Here is a 21,380-nt window from a genome sequence, read left to right on the forward strand (position 1 = left end):
ATCATGACCGTCCCCGCGAGCACCCCGTCCTCGGGATACCCGCCTGCGCACGGCACCCGCGGTGACGCGGTGCTGGCACCCCGCGCGCTGACCTACCTCAACGTCCGCGAGGGCGCGACCACGGTCCTCGTCACCACGGCGCTCGCCGTCGCCATCGCCTTCCTCCCCGATCCCGGGTGGCGCACGGCCCTCTGGGTGATCGTCAGCATCCTCGCCGTCGTCTCCCTGCTGATCGAACTGCCCTGGCTCAACCGCAAGCAGGTCGAGAACACGAGCTACACCGCGACGGCGGACTACGTCTACATCACGCGCGGCTGGCTCTGGCGGCGGACCACCGTCATCGCGACGGCCCAGATCCTGAACGTCGAAGTCGTGCAGGGGCCGCTGCTGCGCGCGTTCGACGCCGTGAGCGTGCGATTCACGTGCATCTCCGAGGTCGAGGGCCTCGGCCCGCTCGAGCCGCGCGCGGCGGAGCGCATCCGTGCGACCGTGCTCCACGCGCAGGCGGAGCCGGCGCGGTGACCGTCCCCGCCGACGCGGCCCCTCGGCGTCTTCCGCTGCGCTACCTTCCGGCGTCGTACCTGGAGTCCTCTCCCAAACTCGTCGGCAGTGTCATCGCCGGCGCCGTCTATCTCTTCGGACCGGCCGTGTGGCCGGGCGCCTGGGCGTGGCTGGCGCTCGGCCCCCTGATCGCCGTTCTCCTGTGCGAACCGATCTGGCGGTGGACCTTCACCCGGGTGGCGCTCACCCCGGAGCACCTGGTGGTGACGACCGGTGCGTTCACGCGCCGCCAGCAGTCCCTCGCCTGGGCCGACATCGGAACGGTCGACAGCAGGCAGTCCTGGGCTTTCGCCCGGTGGGACCTGCGGGTCCTCACGCTGTCCCAGGCCGGCGACGAGCGGACCAAGGTCCACCTGTGGGCGGTCGACGAGGACCTCCATCGCGAGGTGACGGCGCGCGCCGGGCACGCGATCGGGACGGCTGAGGCTGTTTCGGCCGCCGAGCAGCCTGCCGAGCAGGCGCGGCCGGCGCCCGGCATCCTGCTCTACCGGGTGCGGCTGACGCACCTGCTGCTCGCGAGCGTCGTCTACGGCCAGTTCGCCCTCATCGGCGGTGGCGCGGCGTTGGGGGTGTCCGAGACGCTGGGCATGTTCGGCGCCGACACGGCGCTCACCCGGTGGCTGCCGCTGCCCCCGGTCGTCTGGGCGGTGGCGATCGCCGTCGGCATCGTCGCGCTCGGCCTCGTGCTGACGGTGGTGCGCTACGCCTCGTTCGAGGTGCGACGGATGCCGGGCGACCGGATCGTGATCTCCTACGGCCTGTTCTCCACCCACACCCGGAGCGTCTCGCGGGCGACGACGATCGGCGTCGTGCTGCAGCGCAACCTCGTCGAGACGCTGCTCGGACGCGTCCGGCTGTCGCTTCTGACGACGGACTCGGCCGCGCAGCTCGGCACGAACCTCCTGCTCCCGTCGCTCCCCCGCCGGGTCGTGGAACGCCTGCTGCACGAGGCGTTCGACGAGGACCCGTCGACGCGCCTGCTCACCGGCGATCGGGGTGCCCGAGCCACCGGTACGGGTGTCGTCCTCCTCGCCGGGCTGATCGCTGCCGCCGTCCTCGCCGGCTGGGTCGCCGCGGGGCTGGGGTGGCCGGCGCTGCTCGTCCTCGCGACCGGTGCGGTCGTCTTCGCGATCGCCTGGCCCCTCACGGTCGTCCTCTGTTCACGACTGCGGGTCGACACAGGTTCCGACCGGGTCGTCCTCCTCGTCAGTCACGTCGTGCAACGGCAGACGGTGTTGTCCGCCGCGGCCGTGCACATCGTGGGCACGAGCCGGCTCGCGGGGCATCCGCTCGTCGCCGACGTGTGCTTCTACGCAGGGATGCCGCGCACCTTCCGGGCACTCCGGTTCCGCCCCGCGGAGGTCGACGCGCTGTCGGCTCGGATCGCCGAGACGGTTCCGCTGGCGAGGACGCATCGTCGTGCGCCCGCGCCAGCGCTCACTTGACGAGCGGGAAGAGGATCGTCTCGCGGATGCCGAGGCCGGTGATCGCCATCAGCAGGCGGTCGATGCCCATGCCCATTCCTCCGGTCGGCGGCATGCCGTGCTCGAGCGCCCGCAGGAACTCCTCGTCGACGCGCATCGCCTCGTCGTCGCCGCGCGCGGCGAGCTTCGCCTGCTCGACGAAGCGCTCACGCTGGATGACGGGGTCGACGAGCTCGGAGTAGCCCGTTGCGAGCTCGAAGCCGCGGACGTAGAGGTCCCACTTCTCGACGACACCGGGGATGCTGCGGTGCTCGCGCACGAGCGGAGACGTGTCGAGCGGGAAGTCCATGACGAACGTCGGACGCTCGAGGCCGCCCTTCACGAAGTGCTCCCACAGCTCCTCGACGAGCTTGCCGTGGGTCGCGATCTTTTCGGGCACCTCGACACCCGCCTCGGACGCGAGGGCCTGCAGCTCCTCGAACGACGTCTCGGGAGTGACGCGGCGACCGGCGGCATCCGACAGCGACTCGTACATCGAGATGCGGTCCCACTGACCGCCGAGGTCGTACTCGGTGCCGTCGGCCCAGGTCACCGTCGTCGATCCGGCCACGGCGATCGCCGCGTTCTGGATGAGCTCCTGCGTCAGGTCGGCGATGCCGTTGTAGTCGCTGTACGACTGGTACGCCTCGAGCATGGCGAACTCGGGGCTGTGGGTGGAATCGGCGCCCTCGTTGCGGAAGTTGCGGTTGATCTCGAAGACGCGGTCGATGCCACCGACGACGGCGCGCTTGAGGAAGAGCTCCGGCGCGATGCGCAGGTACAGCTCGGTGTCGAACGCGTTGGAGTGCGTGACGAACGGACGGGCCGCAGCGCCGCCGTGCTGCACCTGCAGCATGGGAGTCTCGACCTCGAGGAATCCGTGCGCCTCGAAGGTGCGACGAAGCGACGCGTTGACCTTCGCTCGGGCGACGACCGTCTCGCGCGCAGTGTCGCGAACGATGAGGTCGAGGAAGCGCGAGCGCACCCGACTCTCCTCGCTCAGCTCGGAGTGCAGGTTCGGCAGCGGCAGCAGCGCCTTGGCCGCGATCGCCCACTCGGTGACCATGATCGACAGTTCGCCGCGCCGGCTCGAGATGACCTGGCCGGTCACCGAGACGTGATCGCCGAGGTCGACGAGCTCCTTCCACGCCTGCAGCGACTCCTCGCCCACCTCCGCGAGGGAGACCATCGCCTGGATGCGGCTGCCGTCGCCCGACTGCAGCGCCGCGAAGCAGAGCTTGCCGGTGTTGCGGCTGAAGACGATGCGGCCGGCGACCGAGGCGGTCTCGCCGGTCTCCTCTCCCGCCTCGAGCGATGCGAAGCGGTCCCGCAGCGCGGGGATCGTCGTACTGACGGGGACCGCGACGGGGTAGGCGCCACCGGCGGCATCCGTCCGCTCCGCCAACAGGCGCTCGCGCTTGGCGAGGCGGACCGCCTTCTGCTCGAAGATGTCCTCGTCGGTCGTCTCGGCGGGCGTGGGCGCGGACGCGTCGGTCATGGCAGAAGGCTCCTCGGGGATTCGACCCTTCAGTCTATCGGCGAGGCCCTGTGCGGTTTCCGCGGCGAGAGCGGATGCCGGTGGCCGCCGTCCGTGAACAGCCGAGCGGGTCGACCGGGCTCAGCGGCGAGGGGTCCAGCCGGGCGGGCGCGGGTCGCCGCCCGCGGCGCGCTCGGCGTCGGCCGCGGCCGACCACCCCTGCGCGGCGTCGACGGCGTCGAAACCGCCCCGCGCGACGCGGAACCCGACGTCGTCGTGCGTCATCCGCGGTCCCCCGCCGCGGCGGGTGCCGGCCCGCACGCTCCACGCGTCGTCGGCGAACCCGCCGCCGCGGAACACGCGGTAGTCGTCGTAGCGCTCCGTGTCGAGGAAGTCCCAGCACCACTCCCAGACGTTGCCGAGCGTGTCGAACAGCCCGTTGAGGTTCGGCAGCTTGCCGCCGACCGGCTGCGGCGCGCTCACCCCGTCGGCCGCCGTCCACGCGATCTCGGCCAGCGGGCCGTAGTGCGGCCCCGTCGACCCGGCGCGGCAGGCGTACTCCCACTCGGCCTCGGTCGGCAGCCGCAACCCGTCGCTGTCGACGTGCCACCGCACCTCTTCGCCGTCGACGGCGTACGCGGGGTCGAGGCCCTCCCACTCCGACAGCGCGTTGCAGAACCGCACGGCGCGCAGCCAGCTGACCTCGACGGCGGGACGCCGCGGATGGGATGCCGCGATCCCCAGCACCTCGGAGAGCTGCTCCTCCGTGACGGGGTAGACCCCGATCTCGAACGGTTCGAGCTCGACGGTCCAGCGTGTGCGACGGCGCGCGTCGTGGAGCTCCACCCGCCCGGCGGGGATGCGGGCGAGCTCGACGTCGCTCACGGCAGCGCCGTCGGACCGTCGCCGATCGAGGGGGCGGTCTCGGTGAGCGCGCGGTCGATCGTCGTGTGGACGAGGGCGGAGAGGTAGCGCGACGGATCCTCGACACCCGCGGCGCGGAGCAGGTCGGCGGACTGCCGCACGATCGACGAGGAGAACGTCGTGGCGGTGGCGATCGCCTCGCCGTAGGCGGCGCGCTCGGCGTCCGTGACCACGACGGGCTCGCAACCCATCTCGACGGCGAGCGCCTGCGCGATCGGCATCACGGCGGCCGGTGCGGTCACCGCCGCGTAGGCGTCCTTCAGAGCGCGGAGGTCCGTCGACGTGCCGGTGAAGGCGATGGCGGGGTGGATGGCGACGGGGATCGCGCCGCGCGACGCGGCGGGACCGAGCACCTGTATGCCGTGAGCGGCATCGGTGTGCATCACGATCTGCCCGACCTGCCAGGCCCCGACCTCGGCAAGGCCCGCGACGAGGGCGGGCAGCTCGTCGTGCGGGACGGCGAGGACGACGAGTTCGCTGCGGCGGACGACCTCCTCCGCGCTCAGCCGGGGGAGGTCGGGGAGGATCGCGTCGACGCGATCGTCGTCCGAACCCGACGTGATGCCGGTGAGGGCATGCCCGGCGCCCGCGAGGGCGGCACCGACCACGGGACCGACGCGTCCCGCGCCGATCACCCCCACGCCGAGGCGGCCGTCCCGTGTCACGGTTGCTCGTCCTCCGGTCGGGCGGGTGCGACGACGGGCGCGGCGGTGTCGGGCGCGGACACGGGCGATTCCGCGGATGCCGCAGCCACGGCCGCCGCGGTGATGTGGTTCCAGAGCGCGTACGCCTCTTCGTGGTCGAGCGAGGCGACGGTGCCCGACACCGGGCCGAGCACGGTGTGGCCAGTGAGCCCGGCGAGGCCCAGCCGGCGGTCGAGGGGACCCTGCGAGATGCGCACGGACTGCAGGCGCGCGAGCGGCAGGATGGTGAGCTTCGGCCAGAGGCGCCCGGTGCGCACGAGCACGGCCTGCGGCAGGACGAGGATGCCGTTGCGTCGCCACGTGAGCGGGTCGATCACGCGCGCGCGAGCCGGCGACGTCGTGTACCCGTCGCCCGCGGCAGGGCCGTGGAGGCCTGCATCGAGCAGCGCCGCATCGATCGGGACCGACGGGAGCAGCAGGCGCAGGACGCGCTCGACGTCCGCCTGCGTCCCGATGGGCAGAACGTCGCCCATCTGCGCCGCCGACGTGTCGCTCGCCGAGCGTCCCGAGATCTGGTTGATGCGGATGCGGTACCACCCGCCCCAACGCCACAGCAGCGGCTGACGGACGTCGACGGCGTGGATGCGGCCGGGCGGCAGCGTCTCGGTCACCGTCGTGAGCAGCCCGAAGGTCACCCGGACGCCCGAGGCCGACGGGGCGATCGAGTAACGGACCGTCCGGACGAAGCGACGCACGGCGTACGCGCCGAAGGCGATGGCGGTGGGGATCGAGGCGCCGAGCGCCGGGACGATCCACACCGGCTGCAGCACAAGCCCGACGATGACGGCGACCACCACGAGGACGAAGCTGATCGTCGATCCCGACAGCAGCCCCGCCAGGATGAGGCGCGACATCGGCACGCGGACGATGGATTCCGGTTCGGTGCCGTCGTCCTCGACGCCGTCGATGATCTCGGAGATCCCGGCCGTCACCCGCGAGGTGAGTGGGCCGCCGGCCGCGGTGCGGGCCGCGGCATCCTTCGTCCGGTGTCCGGAGGCGAGGCGCAGGATGTCACCGCGCACCGTCTCGGCGTTCGCCGTCGACAGGTACTCGAGCTTGACGTTCGCGTCGAGACCCGCGCCGACGACCTCGAGCTTGGCCAGTCCGACGAGCCGGGCGAGGGCGGGCCGCGTGAGGTTCACGCCCTGGACCCGGTCGAGGGGCGCGCGCCGGTGCGTGCGGAACAGCACACCGCTGCGCACCTCGACCTCGTCGCCCGTGATGCGGAAGGTGTGGAAGCGCCACGCCATCCAGAACAGGGCGACCAGCACGATCAGCCCGACGACCACGGCGACGATCGCCTGGACGGCGATACCGTTCTGCAGCACGAAGTCGACCGGGTCCTCCTCGTCCCATCGGACGCCCTCGGGGAGGAAGAACGAGATGAGCCGGTCGCGCAGGTTCGCGATCAGGATGCCGATGATGACGAGGAGCGTCAGTCCGCCGCGCAGCAGCGGCGAGAGCGGATGCAGCCGGTGCCATTCGCCGTCGCTCATCTCGGACCGCACCGCGGCCGGCGGCGGCGCGGGCACGCCGACGTCCGCCGGAGCGGCCGGCTGCGGGTCGAGGTCGCTCACAGGCCGGTCCGCCGGGTCTCGGCCACCTCGATGAGGGTGTCGCGCAGCGCCTCAGCGTCCTTCTGCGGCAGCCCGGGGATCGTCACACCGGTGGATGCCGCGGCGGTGACGAGCTTCAGCTGGGCGATGCCCAGCATCCGGTCCAGCGGGCCGTGCGTGATGTCGACGAGCTGCAGCCGACCGTAGGGCACCGACACCATGCGCTGCCACAGGATGCCGCGGCGGAAGACGAGGTCGTCCTCGCGCAACTGGTACCCGATCGAGCGCGCCTGACGCGGCGTGACGATCAACGTCACGAGGACGATGACGAAGAGGATCGAGCCGGGAATGAGAGGCCAGGTCGCCTGGAACATGAGCCAGAGGGTGAGGACCGCCGCGGCGATCAGCACCAGCAGCACCAGGTTGCCGATGACCTGCCCGAGGACGTACTTGCGCGACAGTTGCCGCCACGTGCCGTCGCCGAGCGGCAGGCGGTTCGCACCGCGCGGCTCGAGGATCCGCGAGAAGGTCGCGTCGTCAGTCGGAGTGGGAGAGTCCGTAATCGGGTTCGTCGGGTCCGGGCTGGTCGTCATCATCGTCCTTCCGGATGGTGCACAGGTGTTCGGCGACGAGGGCGCCGGCGACGAGGAGCAACCCGCCCCCCAGTGCGGCGATCACCGCACCCGTCGAGCCTAACGAGGGTGACACCGGTCGTGTGAGGACGAAGACGAGGAGGCCGCCCGCGAATCCCGCGACGAGGGCGCCGACGATGCTCGACGCCTTCGCCATCATCGCGATCCGCAGCGCCCGGAACGGATCGACCGGTGCCGCCGCCCCGACGGTCGCACGGCGCACCGGGATCGCCGCGGCGACGACCGCCACCGCGAGCGCGATGAGGAGGATCGGCAGCAGGGGCGACGGGGTGAAACTGGGATGCCCCATCCCCGTCAGCACCTGGTCGACGAAGAAACCGGCGACACCCGACACGACGGCGATGGCCGCGAGCAGGAGGGGGTTCGTGCGCGTCACGACGCACCTCCGGGGAGGGCGGCGCGCAGGTCGGCCACCCGGCCGACACCGGGGAGCACCGCGTCGGGATCGATGCGGAGCCAGGGGTCGAGGACGAAGTCCCGCTCCGCCGCCCGCGGGTGCGGCAGGACGAGCGCAGGGTCGTCGGAGCGCACGTCGCCGTACGTGATGAGGTCGAGGTCGAGGGTGCGGCTCCCCCACCGCTCCCGCCGTTCGCGTCCGTGCCGCCCCTCGATGGCGTGCAGATAGCCGAGGAGCATCGTCGGCGCGAGACGGGTGTCGACGATCGCCACCGTGTTGAGGTAGCGGGGAGCGTCGGCATCCGGTCCGCCCAGCGTGATGGCGACGGACTCGATCGGCTCGGCCGCGGCGACCAGTTCGGTCAGCGGCAGTCGGCCGAGGTCGGCGATGGCCTCGGCGATCGTGGCGGCGCGCTCCCCCAGGTTCGCGCCGAGGGCGATGACCGCGCGATGGGCGGGGCCGGCGGCACGCGGCTCGCGCGGCGGTGTCCCCTCGGCCAACCGACGGCTCATGCGCGCGACCGCCGGACGGTCACGGCGACGTCGCCGAACGGGACGGGGATGGGAGCTGCCGGCTTGTGCACGGTGACGGCGACAGTCTGGACGAGCGGCCAGCCGGCGAGCACGGCGGTCGCGATGCGCTCGGCGAGCGTCTCGATGAGGTTGACCGGGTCGCCTGCGAGCAGCGCCGCCACTCGTTCGGCGACCTCGCCGTAGTGCACGGTGTCGACGACGTCGTCGCTGGCCGCGGCCGGCGCGAGCGACAGAGACAGCACGAGGTCGGCGACGAACTCCTGACCGTCGCGGCGTTCGTGGTCGTAGACACCGTGATACCCCGTGGCACGGATGCCGGTGATTGCGATCTCGTCGGTCATCGCTCCCCCTCCCATGCCTCTCGCACCGTGAACGCGAGACGCGTGGCGGCGACGTCGTGCACGCGCACCGCCCACACCCCCGCCTGCGCGGCGAGGACGCTCGTGACGGCGGTCGCGAGGTCCAAGTCGTCCTCGCCCGCGAGCTCGATGCCCGCGCCCGAGGCGGCGACCGCCAGCATCCGCTTGCGACTCGTCCCGACGAGCACCCGGTGACCCTCGCCGATCAGGCTGGCGAGGCCGCGCACGACCAGCCAGTTCTGCTCGGGCGTCTTGCCGAACCCGAAGCCCGGGTCGACGACGATCCGCTGATCCGGGATGCCGGCCGCCCGGGCGGCGGCGACGCGCTCACCGAGTTCGCCGACCACCTCGGCGACGATGTCGTCGTACACGGCGGTGCGGTACATGTCGGCCGAGTGCCCGCGCCAGTGCTGCAGGACCACGTCGGCCTCGGTGGCTGCGACGGCGGGGAGCATGTCGGGATCGGCGAGGCCGCCCGAGACGTCGTTGACGATCCGCGCGCCCGCGGCCACCGCGGCGATCGCGGTGCTCGCGTTCATCGTGTCGACGCTGATCGTCGCACCGCCTTCGGCGAGGGCCTCGACGACGGGCAGGATGCGGCCCTGCTCGTCCGCGGGCGCGACGCGTTCGGCGCCCGGCCGCGTCGACTCCCCGCCGACGTCGAGCAGGTCGGCGCCGTCGAGACGCAGCGCGCGACCGTGCACGATCGCCGCGTCGTGCGAAGCGTAGCGTCCGCCGTCGCTGAACGAGTCCGGCGTGACGTTCACGACCCCCATGACGAGGGTCATGTGCGGCCACCCGTGAGCAGGGCGATCGCCTCGGCCCGCGCCGCGGCCTCGGTGAACGCGCCGCGGGCCGCCACGGTGACGGTGGATGCCGCCGTCTGACGCCCGCCCCGCATCGTCACGCACTCGTGCACCGCGTCGAGCACGACGAGCACCCCGCGGGTGTCGATCGAGCCGGCGATCGCGTCGGCGATCTGCTCGCCCAGGCGCTCCTGCACCTGCGGCCGAGCGGCGAGGATGTCGATCACTCGGGGCAGCGCCCCGAGGCCGACCACCTGCTCGCCCGGCAGGTACGCGACGTGCGCGCGTCCCGCGAACGGCAGCAGATGGTGCTCGCACATCGACTGGAAGCGGATGTCGCGCAGCATGACCGCGCCCGAGGGCAGCGTGTCGGGGGCCGGCCCCCGCGTCACCGAGATCGTGTGCGCGAGGGGGGCCGCGGCATCCTCCCCCACTCCGGAGAAGAACTCCGCGTACGCGTCGGCGACGCGCTGCGGGGTGAGCTTCAGGCCCGGGCGCTCCGGATCCTCACCGATGGCCACGAGCAGTTCTCGGACCAGCTCGGCGACGCGCTCGCGGTCGACCGCCATGCGGGCCGCCTCAGGCCGTCGCGGGTCGAGCCTGCCCCGTCGCGTGGCGCGCGGGAGAGGTCTCGGCGGCCGGCTGCGCGGCCTCGGTGTTCGCCGCGACCGGCGCCTCGGCGCGGCGCGGGACCTCGACGGGAGGCAGCGTCGAGACGGGACGCTCGCTGCTCGAGAGCCACTGCGGGCGCGGCGGGAGCTTCTTGACGTCCTTGAAGATCTCGGCGAGCTCGAGGTGGTCGAGGGTCTCCTTCTCGAGGAGCGCGAGCGCGAGCCGGTCGAGGATCTCGCGGTTGTCGTTGATGACCTGGTAGGCCTCGTTGTGCGCCTGCTCGATGAGTCCGCGCACCTGGGCGTCGACGCGCTCGGCGATCCGCTCGCTGAAGTCGCGGCCGTGGCCCATGTCGCGGCCCATGAAGACCTCACCCGACGACGAGCCGAGCTTGACCGGTCCGACGTCGGTGGTCATGCCGTACTCGGTGACCATCTTCCGGGCGATGCCGGTGGCCTTCTCGATGTCGTTCGAGGCACCGGTGGTCGGGTCGTGGAAGACGATCTCCTCGGCGACACGTCCGCCCATCGCGTAGGTGAGCTGGTCCTGCAGCTCGTTGCGGGTCACGGAGTACTTGTCGTCGAGCGGCAGCACCATCGTGTAGCCGAGCGCCTTGCCGCGGGGCAGGATCGTGACCTTCGTGACAGGGTCGGTGTTGTTCATCGCGGCGGCAGCGAGGGCGTGGCCGCCCTCGTGGTACGCCGTGATGAGCTTCTCCTTGTCCTTCATGACGCGGGTGCGGCGCTGCGGACCGGCGATCACGCGGTCGATGGCCTCGTCGAGGGCACGCATGTCGATGAGCTGCGCGTTCGAGCGGGCCGTCAGCAGGGCTGCCTCGTTGAGGACGTTGGCGAGGTCGGCACCCGTGAAGCCGGGGGTCTTGCGCGCCACGACCGACAGGTCGACCGAGGGCGACAGCGGCTTGCCGCGACCGTGCACCTCGAGGATCTTCTGGCGCCCCTTCAGATCGGGGGCGTCGACACCGATCTGGCGGTCGAAACGGCCCGGACGCAGCAGAGCCGGGTCGAGGATGTCGGGTCGGTTCGTCGCGGCGATGACGAGCACCGACACCTTCGGGTCGAAGCCATCCATCTCGACGAGCATCTGGTTGAGCGTCTGCTCGCGCTCGTCGTGACCGCCGCCCATGCCGGCGCCGCGGTGGCGGCCGACGGCGTCGATCTCGTCGATGAAGATGATGGCGGGCGCGTTCTCCTTCGCCTCCTTGAAGAGGTCGCGGACGCGGCTCGCACCGACACCCACGAACATCTCGACGAAGTCCGAACCCGAGATGGAGTAGAACGGCACCCCGGCCTCGCCGGCGACGGCGCGCGCGAGGAGGGTCTTACCCGTTCCGGGAGGGCCGTACAGCAGGACGCCCTTGGGGATGCGGGCACCGACGGCCTGGAACTTGGCCGGGTCCTTCAGGAAGTCCTTGATCTCCTGCATCTCCTCGATCGCCTCGTCGGACCCGGCGACGTCGGCGAAGGTGACCGTCGGGGTCTCCTTCGTCACGAGCTTGGCGCGCGACTTGCCGAACTGCATGACCTTGCTGCCGCCGCCCTGGGCGCTCGAGAGCAGCCACCAGAAGAGTAGACCGAGGATGAGGATGGGGAGGAGGATCGAGATGAGGCTGCCGAACCAGCTCGTCTGCGGCACGACGTCGTTGTAGCCGTCCTTCGGAGCAGCCGAGTCCACCGCCTGCACGACCGCGTCGGCGCGCTCGGCCACGTAGTAGAACTGCACGTTCGTCGCGCCCTCGAACGGCTCGCTGAGGGTGAGGTCGACCCGCTGGTCACCGTCGGTCAGGGTCGCCTGCGTCACGGTGTCGCCGCCGAGGAGCTTCAGGCCCTCCTGCGTCGTGACGCTGCGGGCACCCGTCAGGTTGGTGATGAGGGTCATACCGACGATCAAGAGCACGCCGATGAGCACCACGTAGACGAACGGGTTGCGGGAGAGCTTCTTGACGTTCATGGTGCGTTCAGGCTACCCCTGCCGCGCTATGCGAGGTCTGTGCGTTCGTTTTGGGCGTACCGCGCGGAATCACGCGTAGACGTGGGGCGCGAGGACCGCCACATCGCGCAGGTTCCGGTACTTCTCCGCGAAGTCCAGACCGTAGCCGACGACGAACTCGACCGGGATGTCGAAACCGACGTAGCGGCAGTCGATCTCGACCTTCGCCGCCTCGGGTTTGCGGAGCAGTGCGAGCACCTCGATGGACGCCGCGCCGCGCGACGTGAAGTTCTCCAGCAGCCAGCTGAGCGTCAGCCCCGAGTCGATGATGTCCTCGACGATGAGCACGTGCTTGCCCGAGATGTCGGTGTCGAGGTCCTTCCGGATCTGCACGACACCGCTGGACTTCGTGCTGGCGCCGTACGACGAGACCGCCATCCAGTCCATCTCGATCGGGCGCTTGAGCGAGCGCGCGAAGTCGGCCATGACCATGACCGCGCCCTTCAGCACGCCCACGAGCAGCAGATCCTTGCCCTCGTAGTCGGCCTCCACCTGCCGCGCGAGCTGTTCGAGTTTGGCCTGGATCTCCTCCTCGGTGACGAGGACATCGGTGAGCTGGTCGGCGATCTCGGCTGCGCGCATTGCAGAAGTCTAAAGTTCGCGATCGGATGCCGGGAATCGGGCGCCCGTCCCGGCCTCGGCTCCCGTGAACTCGATCATCGCGCCGATGCGGCGGGCGCGGCATCCGGGCAGGTCGATCGGACCCTGCCCCGCCCAGTCCGTCACCAGCCGCGCCACCTCGAGGGTCTGCGTGCGCGTCAGCGAGGCGTGGAACTCGCTCGCGACGACGTGCCGGATGATTCGGTGGCGCAACGCCGGCGGGTTGGCGGCGAGCGCGGCGACCGAGACGGCGATGCCGGCCTCGGCGTGCTCGACGATGTCCTCGATGGTCTCGTCGATCATCTCGTCGAAGGCCTCGGCGTCCTCCCGCAGCTGCGCGGCCGTCCGGGCGAGCGCCTCCGCGATACCCGGGCCGAGCTCGGCCTCGAGCACGGGCAGCACCCGCTCGCGGACGCGCACACGGGTGTAGAGGGGGTCGATGTTGTGCGGGTCGTCCCACGGTTCGAGACCCTGCGCGGTGCACGCGGCGCGCGTCGTGCTGCGGCGGACGTCCAGCAGCGGGCGGAGCAGCGGGACGCCGTCGAGATCGGATGCCGCCGCCATCCCCTGCAGGCTGCCCGCCCCCGATCCGCGCGCCAGCCCCAGGAGGACGGTCTCGGCCTGGTCGTCGAGGGTGTGCGCCACGAGCACCGCGGCGGCGCGGGCGTCGCGCGCGGCATCCCGGAGCACGCGGTACCGCGCATCGCGTGCGGCGGCCTCGGGTCCGCCGTCGGCACCGACCTCGACGCGCACGACGAGCGGGTCGAGGTCGAGGCGTGCGGCCGCGCGCGCGGCGCGGGCGGCGACCTCGGCCGAGTCGGCCTGCAGACCGTGGTCGACGGTGACCGAGGCGGCCCGCAGTCCGAGCTTGGGTGCCTCGAACGCGACGGCCGCGGCCAGAGCCAGCGAATCGGCGCCGCCCGACAGCCCGACGATGACGACGGCGCCCTCCGGAAGCCCGGTCAGGGCAGCGCGGACGGCGCGACGGACCTCGGCGACGGCGGGGTTCAGGGACGGCACGGCTCCACGCTATCCGGCCGGTGTCCCGTATTCAGTCTGCGGCGCCGAGGCCTGTCGGGGCTCGCGCGTGATTCCGCAGCCGCTGGTCCCCCGCCATGACCGCGGGGACCGAAGACGGTGCGCGGCGGCGTACCGAATGCAGGCGAAACGGCGGCAACAGGGGCCGAAGACGGCTGTTCGCGGCGTTTCTTCCGGAGTTCGGCACACGCAGCGGCGCCAGTAGGCTGGTCGGCGCATCCCACCGGACATTCAAAGGAGCACAGGCATGGGCGCGTACGACGCCGTCATCGAGATCCCGCGCGGCAGCCGCGTGAAGTACGAGGTCGACCACGGCACGGGCCGCGTCTTCCTCGACCGCGTTCTGTTCACCCCGATGGGGTACCCCGCGAACTACGGCTTCTTCGAGAACACGCTCGGCGAGGACGGCGACCCGCTCGACGTGCTGGTCCTGCTCGACCGTGAGATCTACCCGGGCGTGCTGGCCAAGGTCCGCCCCGTCGCCGTCCTGAAGATGAGCGACGAGGCCGGCGGCGACGACAAGGTCGTCGCGGTCCTGGCGAAGGACCCGCGCTGGGCGCACATCCAGGACGTCGACGACATCGACGAGTGGACCAAGGGTGAGATCGGCCACTTCTTCGAGCGCTACAAGGACCTCGAGCCGGGCAAGTGGGTCAAGGTCGACGAGTGGGCGAACGCCGCTGAGGCCGAGCGCCTGGTCGGCGAGGCGTTCGAGCGCTTCGAGCAGCACGAGGGCGAGACCCGCACGCAGGGTGAGGGCGAGTCACCGAACACGCTCTGACGTGAAACGAAGAGGGTCGGATGCCGCGCGGCATCCGACCCTCTGTCGTCTCGGCGGCGGGCGTCAGACGCTGATGCCGCGGGCGCGCAGGAAGGGCGCCGGATCGATGCGGACGCCGCCGCGGTAAACCTCGAAGTGCACGTGGCAGCCGGTGGAGGCGCCGGTGCTGCCGATGTAGGCGATGGTCTGACCGGCGCGGACGCGGTCGCCGTAGCCGACGTTGTATCCGCCGTTGATGATGTGCGCGTACCCGGTGACGGTGCCGTCGCTGTGGCGGACCTGGATGTAGTTGCCCCAGGCTCCGCTGTAGCCGGCGAAGACCACGGTGCCGGATGCCGCGGCGTAGATCGGCGAGCCGCAGGAGCTGGCGAAGTCGATGCCGCGGTGGCCGCTGGCCGTGCAGCCGCCGGAACCGCAGATGCTGCCGCGCGTGCCGAACCAGGAGCTGATCCAGCCGTGGGCGGGACGCACCCACCCGGAGGACTGGACGACTCCGCCACTGCCGCCGCTGCTGCTTCCGCCGCCGGACGAGCCGCCGCCGGAGGATCCACCCGTGCTCGGCTTGGGCTTGTTGGCCGCGGCGGCCGCTGCTTCTTCCCGGCGACGCTTCTCCTCGGCGATGCGCCGCGCTTCTTCTTCGCGAGCCTTGCGGGCGGCCTCTTCACGCGCCTTGCGGGCTGCCTCTTCGCGCGCCTTGCGGGCGGCTTCGACGCCGGCCTTGTACCCGGCGACGGTCTTGGCCGTCGTGTCACGGAGGGCGTCGAGCTGCGCTTCGAGGACTTCGCGGTGTTCGTTCTGGGCGGCGAGGGCGGCCTGCGCGGCTTGCGCGGCATCCTGCGCAGCCTGCATCTTCTGCTCGGCCTCGACCTTGCGCTTGTCACGCTCGTCGCGGGCGACCTGGGCCTGGGCGGCGAGGCTCTTCGCGCTGTCGCGGGCGCCGACGGCCTCGGCGTAGACGTCGCGGTTGGCGTCGACGAGGCGACCCATGGTGCCGAGGCGTCCGAGCAGGTCGTCGGCGCTGGCGGACGAGTCGGAGAAGAAGAGCTCGAGGGTTGCGTCGCCCTTGCCGGAGCGGTACTGCTGCGCGGCGAGGACGCCGAGCTTCGCGGCGGACTCCTTGGCGCGGGCCTCCTCGGCGTCGGCCTTGGCCTGCAGCGCGTCGGCGCGGGCGGCGGCGTCCTCGAACGCGATGAGGGCGTCCTGATACTCGACGCCGAGGCGCTCGGCTTCGGCCTGCTTGGCGGCGACGTCGTTCTCGAGCGACGAGATGAGGTTCTGGATGCGGGTGATCTCAGAGCCCTTGGCGGCTTCGTTGTTGCGGGCCTTCTCGACGTCGTCCCAGCTCGGGTACGAGGTGGCGGCGAAGGCGGGAAGGGCGAAGCCCAGACCGGTGGATGCCGCGGCCACACCGAGGATGCCGAGTCCCAGGGCGTTGCGTCGGCTGATGCGCGACGAGAACGATCGCATCTCGTCGGCGGTGGGCGCGCAGCCGCAATCGACGTCCGGCGCCTCGGAAAGATCGGTCACTGCACACACCCTCCCCTCGGCCAGATGGCGTGCTGATCCGCCCATCACAGTAGCAACACTGTTCACATTCGTCACAGGAAAAGTGCGGACGGACACCGCCATCGTGCCTCGGTCTGAGACCTGGGAGAGGTCGGCGCGCCCTCGATTCGCACATTCGTCGGGGATCGCATATGCTTGACCCTCGGTAAGCGTGAGCCCCCGGGTTCGCTCGGCCCCATCGTTTAGCGGCCTAGGACGCCGCCCTTTCACGGCGGTAGCACGGGTTCGAATCCCGTTGGGGTCACTCCCACAATTTAATAAGCATGGCCCTGTAGCGCAGTTGGTTAGCGTGCCGCCCTGTCACGGCGGAGGTCGCGGGTTCAAGTCCCGTCAGGGTCGCTCCGAGCGACGAGCCCTTTGTTTTCAGAGGGCTCTTCGTCTAGGACATGGCTCTTCTGCAGCCATGAGGCTCTGTAGCTCAGTTGGTAGAGCGCACGACTGAAAATCGTGAGGTCACGGGATCGACGCCCGTCGGAGCCACACGGACCGTCGTTACAACGGTCCCAGAAACCCTCGCCTAGCTTCTACATGGCGGGGGTTTTGCTTTGCCCTGGCGTCGGTCCGCGTCATCCGGCCAGTTCGTCGAGCCAGTTCGACCTCAGCCGCAGTGCCCGTTCGGTGCTTGCCGCTGCCAGAACGAGCGTCACGGCGATGTTCGCCTCCGCGGAGAGCCGGATGGGCGACGTGAAGGTGCCGAGGTGCTGCGCGAACAGTTCGATGTGCGAGATCGTCTCGACCAACTGGGGCACGGCGATGCCGACTCCGGCGACGACGAGGACCGATGCGACGACGCCGATCACATGGCTGAGGAACGGATGCCGCCGGTGCAGCGCCGCGCGCCGTCCTTCTGCGGACCGCGGGTGCGGCGTCAACTGTCGTTCCTCCCCTTCCGTCGAGACGAAATGGCATCGTCGGAGCCCGAAGGAGTTCGCGGCGACCTCGATGTGGCCGCCGGGGACGGCGAATCGTGCCGGCAGCCGGGAGACGGCATCCAGCGCGCCGTCTCGGTAGAGCCGCGCCCGCACCTCGCCGTCATCCCGGTCCCCCCACTGGCGAACGTCGACCGTGAAGACGGACGTGGATCCGTTCGCACCGGGGAGCGTGATGGCGAACGTCGACCTGCCGAGCGCCTGCCACCACCGGTAGGGATCGAGGGGACGGCCGTCCCCCGCGCGGACCCGCCGTTCGGCGATGCGCTGCCGCCAGGTCGCCATCAGGCAGCACCACCGAGCAGCCACTGGCTGAGCGGATGGACCAGGTACAGCAGGGAGTACGCCTCCCAGATCGCTCCGACGACCAGGAGGATCAGCGCCGGCACTGCCAAGAGGCCGATGCTCTCGAGTCCCCGGACATACCCGTCCCGGTGCCGCTGCACCCCGACACTTCGCGGACGCAGCCAGCTGCGGCCCAGGATCCACGCGCCGAGCAGGAAGAGGACGTAGGCCTGCAGTTCGATCAGGACGGTGAGCGCGTGAGGGATGAGCGCGACCCAGCCGACGGCCGTGGTCTGCACGAGCGTGACCCCCGTCTCCACCGCCCACCACCCGAACAGCGCGAGACCCGCGAAGGGCACCAGCAGCGATGGCAGCACGATGGTGGCGAGGCTGAGGCGGAACAGGTTCACCGCGAAGATCAGCAGGGCGAAGAGGGGAGCCGAGGAGACCACCGACCTCACCAGGTCGGCCGTGCCGTCGGATTCGAGCGCGTCCGCGCGGGCGGTGTTCAGCTCGGGGAAAAGCAGCCCGAGCGCGAAACCGACGAGGACGAGGCCGTATGCGGCGACGTTGAGGAGCACGTAGGCGCGCGCGTTCGTCCGGATGAGGTGGCCCGGCCGGCGCCAGAACGGCAGGGCGGACGAGGCTACGGGGACCATGGATGTGCGAAAAGGCATGCATCCATCCCACGCCGCCGGCGACTTTCGCGGCAGTGCCGACGCATCACCGATGAGCGTGACATTTGTCAGTCGGAGCCGGGAGATCCACCGCCCGCAAGGAGCGTGCGCACGAACGCCGGACGGAGACGACTATTCTCGGCCATCTGATCGGCCGCGAGTCCGGACACGGCGAGTTCGCGGACGATCGCCGACGCCCTGATCTCCAGCTCGGACGCCTCGAGCGGTCCCCTCGGGAGTTTGCCAGCTCGCGCACGAGTCGATCCAGAAGTGCCTGTTGCCTCTCGGTGAAGCGCCGCCCCTCGGAGCCGGGAATGCGGATCGTCCAGTCGGGCTCGTCGTTGCTCATGCCCGCGCATCCTGACACGTCGGTGTCACTGCGCTGACCCTCACCGCGGCTCCGTCACCCGCACCAGCCCGCAGTTCAGGCACGACCACGCGACCGTGAACCGCTCGTCGTCGAGGATCTCGAAGCGCAGCGGATCGCCGCAGGTGGGGCACCTGACCGCCGGACGCTCGCTCACGGATCGAGCCTAAGCGCGGGGCGACAAGACCAGCCCGGCTACCCTGATCGCATGCCGCCCCTCCTCAGTGCTCAACGGCGGTCGCGCCTGGTCGAGATGCTGGCCGAGTCCGGCAGCATCCGCCTCGAACCCGCCGCCGACGCGCTCGGGGTCTCGGTCATGACGGTGCGCCGCGACCTCGACGACCTCGTGCGCGACGGCCTCGCGAGGCGCGTGCGCGGCGGCGCCGTCGCCGCCATCGTGCCGCAGGGCTTCGGCGAGCGCATCGCCACCCGCGGCGGCGCGAAGGCCGAGATCGCCCGCAAGGCGCACGACCTGCTCCCCCGCGGCGGTGCCGCCGCGATGGATGCCTCCTCCACCGTCGGCGCGCTCCTGGCGAACCTCGACGAGAGCCACGAGCTGCTCGTCGTCACCAACTCGTACGACAACCTCCGCACCGCCCAGGTCCGGCCCGGCATCGACGCGATCCTCCTCGGCGGGCGCCTCGAACCGCGCACCGGCAGCTTCGTCGGCGCACAGGCGTGCGAGAGCGCCGCCCGCTTCCACTACGACCGCTTCTTCACGAGCGCCGCCGCCCTCGACCCGTCCTTCGGCACCAGCGAGACGACCCTCGAGGAAGCCGAGGTCAAGCGCGTCCTCTCGGCGAACGCCGACGAGACCGTCGTGCTCGCCGACTCGTCCAAGCTCGAACGCCTCGCCGTCGCGCGCGCCCTCGAATGGAGCGACGTCGACCTGCTCGTCACCGAGCTGGACCCTGCCGACGACCGGCTGTCGCCGTTCCGGGATCTGGTCGACATCCGCTGACTCTGTTAGATTGTGAAAGGTTTCACAACATCTTTCACGTCTGAGCCTCGCAGGAGAGTCGATGTCTTCCACGCCCACGGCCGCCGCCGGACTCATCGCGCGCAGCAACCGCCTCGGATCCGACCCCAAAGTCACCAACTACGCCGGCGGCAACACCTCCGCCAAGAGCACCGACACCGACCCCGTCACCGGCGAGCCCGTCGAGCTCCTCTGGGTCAAAGGCTCCGGCGGCGACCTCGGCACCCTGAAGCCCGAGGGACTCGCCGTCCTCCGTCTCGACCGGATGCGCGCGCTCGTCGACGTCTACCCGGGCGTCGAGCGCGAAGACGAGATGGTCGCCGCCTTCGATTACTGCCTGCACGGCAAGGGCGGCGCCGCCCCCTCGATCGACACCGCCATGCACGGACTAGTGGATGCCGCCCACGTCGACCACCTGCATCCCGACGCCGGCATCGCCATCGCGACCGCCGCCGACGGCGAGAAGCTCACCCGCGAGATCTTCGGCGAGAAGGTCGCGTGGGTCCCGTGGCGCCGCCCCGGCTTCCAGCTCGGCCTCGACATCGCCGCGATCAAGGCGGAGAACCCCGACGCGATCGGCTGCATCCTCGGCGGCCACGGCATCACCGCCTGGGGCGACACCTCCGAGGAGTCCGAGCGCAACAGCCTCTGGATCATCGAGACCGCGCAGGCCTACATCGACGCCCACGGCGCACCGCAGCCCTTCGGCGGCATCCGCTCCGGCTTCGAGGCCCTGGCGGACGCCGAGCGCCGCGCGAAGGCCGCCGCCCTCGCGCCCACGATCCGCGGGCTCGCCTCGACCGACAAGCCCATGGTCGGCCACTTCACCGACAGCGACGTCGTGCTCGACTTCCTCGCCTCCGAGAAGGCTCCGGCTCTCGCGGAGCTCGGCACGAGCTGCCCCGACCACTTCCTGCGCACGAAGGTCAAGCCGCTCATCCTCGACCTGCCGGCATCCGCGTCCGTCGAGGACGCGATCGCGCGCCTTCGCGAACTGCACGAGGCGTACCGCGCCGACTACCAGGCGTACTACGACGCCCACGCGACCGCGGACTCTCCCGCGATCCGCGGAGCCGACCCGCTCATCGTGCTCGTCCCGGGCGTCGGCATGTTCAGCTACGGCGCGAACAAGCAGACCGCCCGCGTCGCCGGCGAGTTCTACGTCAACGCGATCAACGTCATGCGCGGCGCCGAGGCGCTCTCGACCTACTCCCCGATCTCGGACGCCGAGAAGTTCCGCATCGAGTACTGGGCCCTCGAAGAGGCGAAGCTGCAGCGGATGCCGAGGCCCAAGACGCATCAGGGGCGCATCGCGTTCGTCACGGGCGCGGCATCAGGCATCGGCAAGGCGATCGCCACGCGGCTCGCCGCTGAGGGCGCGTGCGTCGTCGTCGCCGACCTCGACCTCGAGAAGGCGCAGGCCGCCGCTGCCGAGCTCGGCGGCACGGACGTCGCGATCGGCGTCGCCGCGAACGTGGCGGATGCCGCGGGCGTGCAGGCCGCGATCGACGCGACCGTCCTCGCCTTCGGCGGCATCGACCTCGTCGTCAACAACGCCGGACTGTCGCTGTCGAAGCCGCTGCTCGAGACCACCGAGAAGGACTGGGACCTGCAGCACGACGTCATGGCCAAGGGGTCGTTCCTCGTCGCGAAGGCGGCGGCGAAGGCGCTCATCGAGCAGAAGATGGGCGGCGATGTCATCTACATCTCGTCGAAGAACTCGGTCTTCGCCGGCCCGAACAACATCGCGTACTCGGCGACGAAGGCCGACCAGGCCCACCAGGTGCGCCTGCTGGCCGTCGAGCTCGGCGAGCACGGCGTGCGCGTGAACGGCATCAACCCCGACGGCGTCGTCCGCGGATCGGGCATCTTCGCCGCCGGTTGGGGCGCCAACCGCGCCGCGACCTACGGGGTGAAGGAGGAGGACCTCGGTCAGTTCTACGCGAACCGCACGATCCTCAAGCGCGAGGTCGTGCCCGAGAACGTCGCCGACGCGGTGTACGTCCTCACCGGCCCCGAACTCTCGCGCACGACCGGTCTGCACATCCCGGTGGACTCCGGCGTCGCCGCCGCGTTCCTGCGTTAAACACGGCCCGCGGTCGA

Annotated in this window: 22 protein-coding genes and 3 tRNA genes; 8 read left to right on the plus strand and 17 right to left on the minus strand. The window is 70.9% G+C overall.

Going from position 1 to position 21,380, the window contains the following annotated elements:
• The first annotated feature begins 3 nt into the window (after window positions 1-3).
• Together ACPEH0_RS07650 and ACPEH0_RS07655 are read left to right on the plus strand one after the other, a co-directional pair.
• On the plus strand, window positions 4-522 hold the full coding sequence (locus ACPEH0_RS07650; protein WP_366213567.1) for a PH domain-containing protein: 519 nt from the start codon (window positions 4-6) through the stop codon (window positions 520-522).
• Entirely contained in the window at window positions 519-2,006 is a 1,488-nt protein-coding gene (locus tag ACPEH0_RS07655; protein WP_366213566.1) for a hypothetical protein, read from the plus strand. The genes ACPEH0_RS07650 and ACPEH0_RS07655 overlap by 4 nt, the downstream gene beginning before the upstream one ends.
• Here ACPEH0_RS07655 and lysS read toward each other — a convergent pair.
• From lysS to tilS, 13 genes are all read right to left on the minus strand, one after another.
• Complete coding sequence (gene lysS, locus ACPEH0_RS07660; RefSeq protein WP_359920660.1) at window positions 1,999-3,522, minus strand: lysine--tRNA ligase; 1,524 nt, start codon at window positions 3,520-3,522, stop codon at window positions 1,999-2,001. The two genes, ACPEH0_RS07655 and lysS, sit on opposite strands and share 8 nt — an antisense overlap.
• A gap of 120 nt (window positions 3,523-3,642) precedes the next feature.
• On the minus strand, window positions 3,643-4,386 hold the full coding sequence (locus ACPEH0_RS07665; RefSeq protein ID WP_366213564.1) for a formylglycine-generating enzyme family protein: 744 nt from the start codon (window positions 4,384-4,386) through the stop codon (window positions 3,643-3,645).
• Complete coding sequence (locus ACPEH0_RS07670) at window positions 4,383-5,090, minus strand: DUF2520 domain-containing protein (RefSeq protein WP_253035026.1); 708 nt, start codon at window positions 5,088-5,090, stop codon at window positions 4,383-4,385. Before ACPEH0_RS07670 ends, ACPEH0_RS07665 begins: the two co-directional genes overlap by 4 nt.
• A complete protein-coding gene (locus tag ACPEH0_RS07675) occupies window positions 5,087-6,706 on the minus strand; it encodes a PH domain-containing protein (protein ID WP_366213563.1) in 1,620 nt (539 codons plus the stop codon). Before ACPEH0_RS07675 ends, ACPEH0_RS07670 begins: the two co-directional genes overlap by 4 nt.
• Window positions 6,703-7,278: a PH domain-containing protein gene (locus ACPEH0_RS07680; RefSeq protein WP_217529832.1), complete on the minus strand. Its 576-nt coding sequence runs from the start codon at window positions 7,276-7,278 to the stop codon at window positions 6,703-6,705. Before ACPEH0_RS07680 ends, ACPEH0_RS07675 begins: the two co-directional genes overlap by 4 nt.
• A complete protein-coding gene (locus ACPEH0_RS07685) occupies window positions 7,223-7,714 on the minus strand; it encodes a DUF3180 domain-containing protein (RefSeq protein WP_363380825.1) in 492 nt (163 codons plus the stop codon). The genes ACPEH0_RS07680 and ACPEH0_RS07685 overlap by 56 nt, the downstream gene beginning before the upstream one ends.
• On the minus strand, window positions 7,711-8,247 hold the full coding sequence (gene folK / locus ACPEH0_RS07690; protein WP_217529836.1) for a 2-amino-4-hydroxy-6-hydroxymethyldihydropteridine diphosphokinase: 537 nt from the start codon (window positions 8,245-8,247) through the stop codon (window positions 7,711-7,713). Before folK ends, ACPEH0_RS07685 begins: the two co-directional genes overlap by 4 nt.
• On the minus strand, window positions 8,244-8,609 hold the full coding sequence (gene folB, locus ACPEH0_RS07695) for a dihydroneopterin aldolase (RefSeq protein WP_217529838.1): 366 nt from the start codon (window positions 8,607-8,609) through the stop codon (window positions 8,244-8,246). Before folB ends, folK begins: the two co-directional genes overlap by 4 nt.
• The gene (gene folP, locus ACPEH0_RS07700) at window positions 8,606-9,415 is read right to left on the minus strand and encodes a dihydropteroate synthase (RefSeq protein WP_366213562.1); all 810 of its coding nucleotides are present in this window, start codon (window positions 9,413-9,415) and stop codon (window positions 8,606-8,608) included. The genes folB and folP overlap by 4 nt, the downstream gene beginning before the upstream one ends.
• Window positions 9,412-10,002: a GTP cyclohydrolase I gene (folE, locus tag ACPEH0_RS07705; protein ID WP_253035019.1), complete on the minus strand. Its 591-nt coding sequence runs from the start codon at window positions 10,000-10,002 to the stop codon at window positions 9,412-9,414. Before folE ends, folP begins: the two co-directional genes overlap by 4 nt.
• 10 nt (window positions 10,003-10,012) lie before the next feature.
• A complete protein-coding gene (ftsH, locus tag ACPEH0_RS07710) occupies window positions 10,013-12,016 on the minus strand; it encodes an ATP-dependent zinc metalloprotease FtsH (protein WP_217529844.1) in 2,004 nt (667 codons plus the stop codon).
• Between the two features lie 69 nt (window positions 12,017-12,085).
• Window positions 12,086-12,637 carry a hypoxanthine phosphoribosyltransferase gene (hpt, locus tag ACPEH0_RS07715; RefSeq protein ID WP_366213561.1) on the minus strand — a complete coding sequence of 184 codons (552 nt, stop codon included), beginning with the start codon at window positions 12,635-12,637 and terminating at the stop codon, window positions 12,086-12,088.
• A gap of 9 nt (window positions 12,638-12,646) precedes the next feature.
• Window positions 12,647-13,675 carry a tRNA lysidine(34) synthetase TilS gene (gene tilS, locus ACPEH0_RS07720; protein WP_366213560.1) on the minus strand — a complete coding sequence of 343 codons (1,029 nt, stop codon included), beginning with the start codon at window positions 13,673-13,675 and terminating at the stop codon, window positions 12,647-12,649.
• A gap of 265 nt (window positions 13,676-13,940) precedes the next feature.
• On the opposite strand from tilS, the gene ACPEH0_RS07725 reads away from it, so the two are divergent.
• Complete coding sequence (locus tag ACPEH0_RS07725) at window positions 13,941-14,474, plus strand: inorganic diphosphatase (RefSeq protein WP_217529849.1); 534 nt, start codon at window positions 13,941-13,943, stop codon at window positions 14,472-14,474.
• 63 nt (window positions 14,475-14,537) lie between these two features.
• On the opposite strand, the gene ACPEH0_RS07730 is transcribed toward ACPEH0_RS07725, so the two are convergent.
• Window positions 14,538-16,001, minus strand: a complete 1,464-nt coding sequence (locus tag ACPEH0_RS07730; RefSeq protein ID WP_366213559.1) for a M23 family metallopeptidase — start codon at window positions 15,999-16,001, stop codon at window positions 14,538-14,540.
• A gap of 210 nt (window positions 16,002-16,211) precedes the next feature.
• Between ACPEH0_RS07730 and ACPEH0_RS07735 the strand changes: the two genes are divergently transcribed.
• From ACPEH0_RS07735 to ACPEH0_RS07745, 3 genes are all read left to right on the plus strand, one after another.
• Window positions 16,212-16,284 (plus strand) — tRNA-Glu (locus ACPEH0_RS07735).
• A 21-nt stretch (window positions 16,285-16,305) separates the two neighbouring features.
• Window positions 16,306-16,379 (plus strand) — tRNA-Asp (locus tag ACPEH0_RS07740).
• Window positions 16,380-16,447: 68 nt separating this feature from the next.
• Window positions 16,448-16,520 (plus strand) — tRNA-Phe (locus tag ACPEH0_RS07745).
• A gap of 86 nt (window positions 16,521-16,606) precedes the next feature.
• Here ACPEH0_RS07745 and ACPEH0_RS07750 read toward each other — a convergent pair.
• The 3 genes from ACPEH0_RS07750 to ACPEH0_RS07760 form a co-directional block, all read right to left on the minus strand.
• Window positions 16,607-17,254 (minus strand): hypothetical protein, encoded by a 648-nt coding sequence (locus ACPEH0_RS07750; RefSeq protein ID WP_311860585.1) that lies wholly within the window; start codon window positions 17,252-17,254, stop codon window positions 16,607-16,609.
• A complete protein-coding gene (locus ACPEH0_RS07755) occupies window positions 17,254-17,931 on the minus strand; it encodes a hypothetical protein (RefSeq protein ID WP_359920689.1) in 678 nt (225 codons plus the stop codon). Before ACPEH0_RS07755 ends, ACPEH0_RS07750 begins: the two co-directional genes overlap by 1 nt.
• Window positions 17,932-18,320: 389 nt before the next feature.
• Complete coding sequence (locus ACPEH0_RS07760; RefSeq protein WP_311860590.1) at window positions 18,321-18,455, minus strand: hypothetical protein; 135 nt, start codon at window positions 18,453-18,455, stop codon at window positions 18,321-18,323.
• 51 nt (window positions 18,456-18,506) lie between these two features.
• On the opposite strand from ACPEH0_RS07760, the gene ACPEH0_RS07765 reads away from it, so the two are divergent.
• Window positions 18,507-19,259: a DeoR/GlpR family DNA-binding transcription regulator gene (locus ACPEH0_RS07765; RefSeq protein ID WP_359920692.1), complete on the plus strand. Its 753-nt coding sequence runs from the start codon at window positions 18,507-18,509 to the stop codon at window positions 19,257-19,259.
• A 61-nt stretch (window positions 19,260-19,320) separates the two neighbouring features.
• Window positions 19,321-21,363, plus strand: coding sequence for a bifunctional aldolase/short-chain dehydrogenase (locus ACPEH0_RS07770; RefSeq protein WP_366213558.1), 2,043 nt, complete (start codon window positions 19,321-19,323; stop codon window positions 21,361-21,363).
• Window positions 21,364-21,380 lie beyond the last annotated feature (17 nt).

Origin of the sequence: Microbacterium sp. NPDC079356, from assembly GCF_049545465.1 — a bacterium.
Taxonomy (GTDB): Bacteria; Actinomycetota; Actinomycetes; order Actinomycetales; family Microbacteriaceae; genus Microbacterium; species Microbacterium gawkjiense.

Excerpts from the sequence above, each read along its gene's own strand:
- ACPEH0_RS07650 (WP_366213567.1), top strand. The coding sequence starts at position 4 with ATGACCGTCCCCGCGAGCACCCCGTCCTCGGGATACCCGCCTGCGCAC.
- lysS (WP_359920660.1), bottom strand. The coding sequence starts at position 3,522 with ATGACCGACGCGTCCGCGCCCACGCCCGCCGAGACGACCGACGAGGAC.
- ACPEH0_RS07680 (WP_217529832.1), bottom strand. The coding sequence starts at position 7,278 with ATGACGACCAGCCCGGACCCGACGAACCCGATTACGGACTCTCCCACT.
- folK (WP_217529836.1), bottom strand. The coding sequence starts at position 8,247 with ATGAGCCGTCGGTTGGCCGAGGGGACACCGCCGCGCGAGCCGCGTGCC.
- folB (WP_217529838.1), bottom strand. The coding sequence starts at position 8,609 with ATGACCGACGAGATCGCAATCACCGGCATCCGTGCCACGGGGTATCAC.
- folP (WP_366213562.1), bottom strand. The coding sequence starts at position 9,415 with ATGACCCTCGTCATGGGGGTCGTGAACGTCACGCCGGACTCGTTCAGC.
- folE (WP_253035019.1), bottom strand. The coding sequence starts at position 10,002 with ATGGCGGTCGACCGCGAGCGCGTCGCCGAGCTGGTCCGAGAACTGCTC.
- ftsH (WP_217529844.1), bottom strand. The coding sequence starts at position 12,016 with ATGAACGTCAAGAAGCTCTCCCGCAACCCGTTCGTCTACGTGGTGCTC.
- hpt (WP_366213561.1), bottom strand. The coding sequence starts at position 12,637 with ATGCGCGCAGCCGAGATCGCCGACCAGCTCACCGATGTCCTCGTCACC.
- ACPEH0_RS07725 (WP_217529849.1), top strand. The coding sequence starts at position 13,941 with ATGGGCGCGTACGACGCCGTCATCGAGATCCCGCGCGGCAGCCGCGTG.
- ACPEH0_RS07750 (WP_311860585.1), bottom strand. The coding sequence starts at position 17,254 with ATGGCGACCTGGCGGCAGCGCATCGCCGAACGGCGGGTCCGCGCGGGG.
- ACPEH0_RS07755 (WP_359920689.1), bottom strand. The coding sequence starts at position 17,931 with ATGCCTTTTCGCACATCCATGGTCCCCGTAGCCTCGTCCGCCCTGCCG.
- ACPEH0_RS07765 (WP_359920692.1), top strand. The coding sequence starts at position 18,507 with ATGCCGCCCCTCCTCAGTGCTCAACGGCGGTCGCGCCTGGTCGAGATG.
- ACPEH0_RS07770 (WP_366213558.1), top strand. The coding sequence starts at position 19,321 with ATGTCTTCCACGCCCACGGCCGCCGCCGGACTCATCGCGCGCAGCAAC.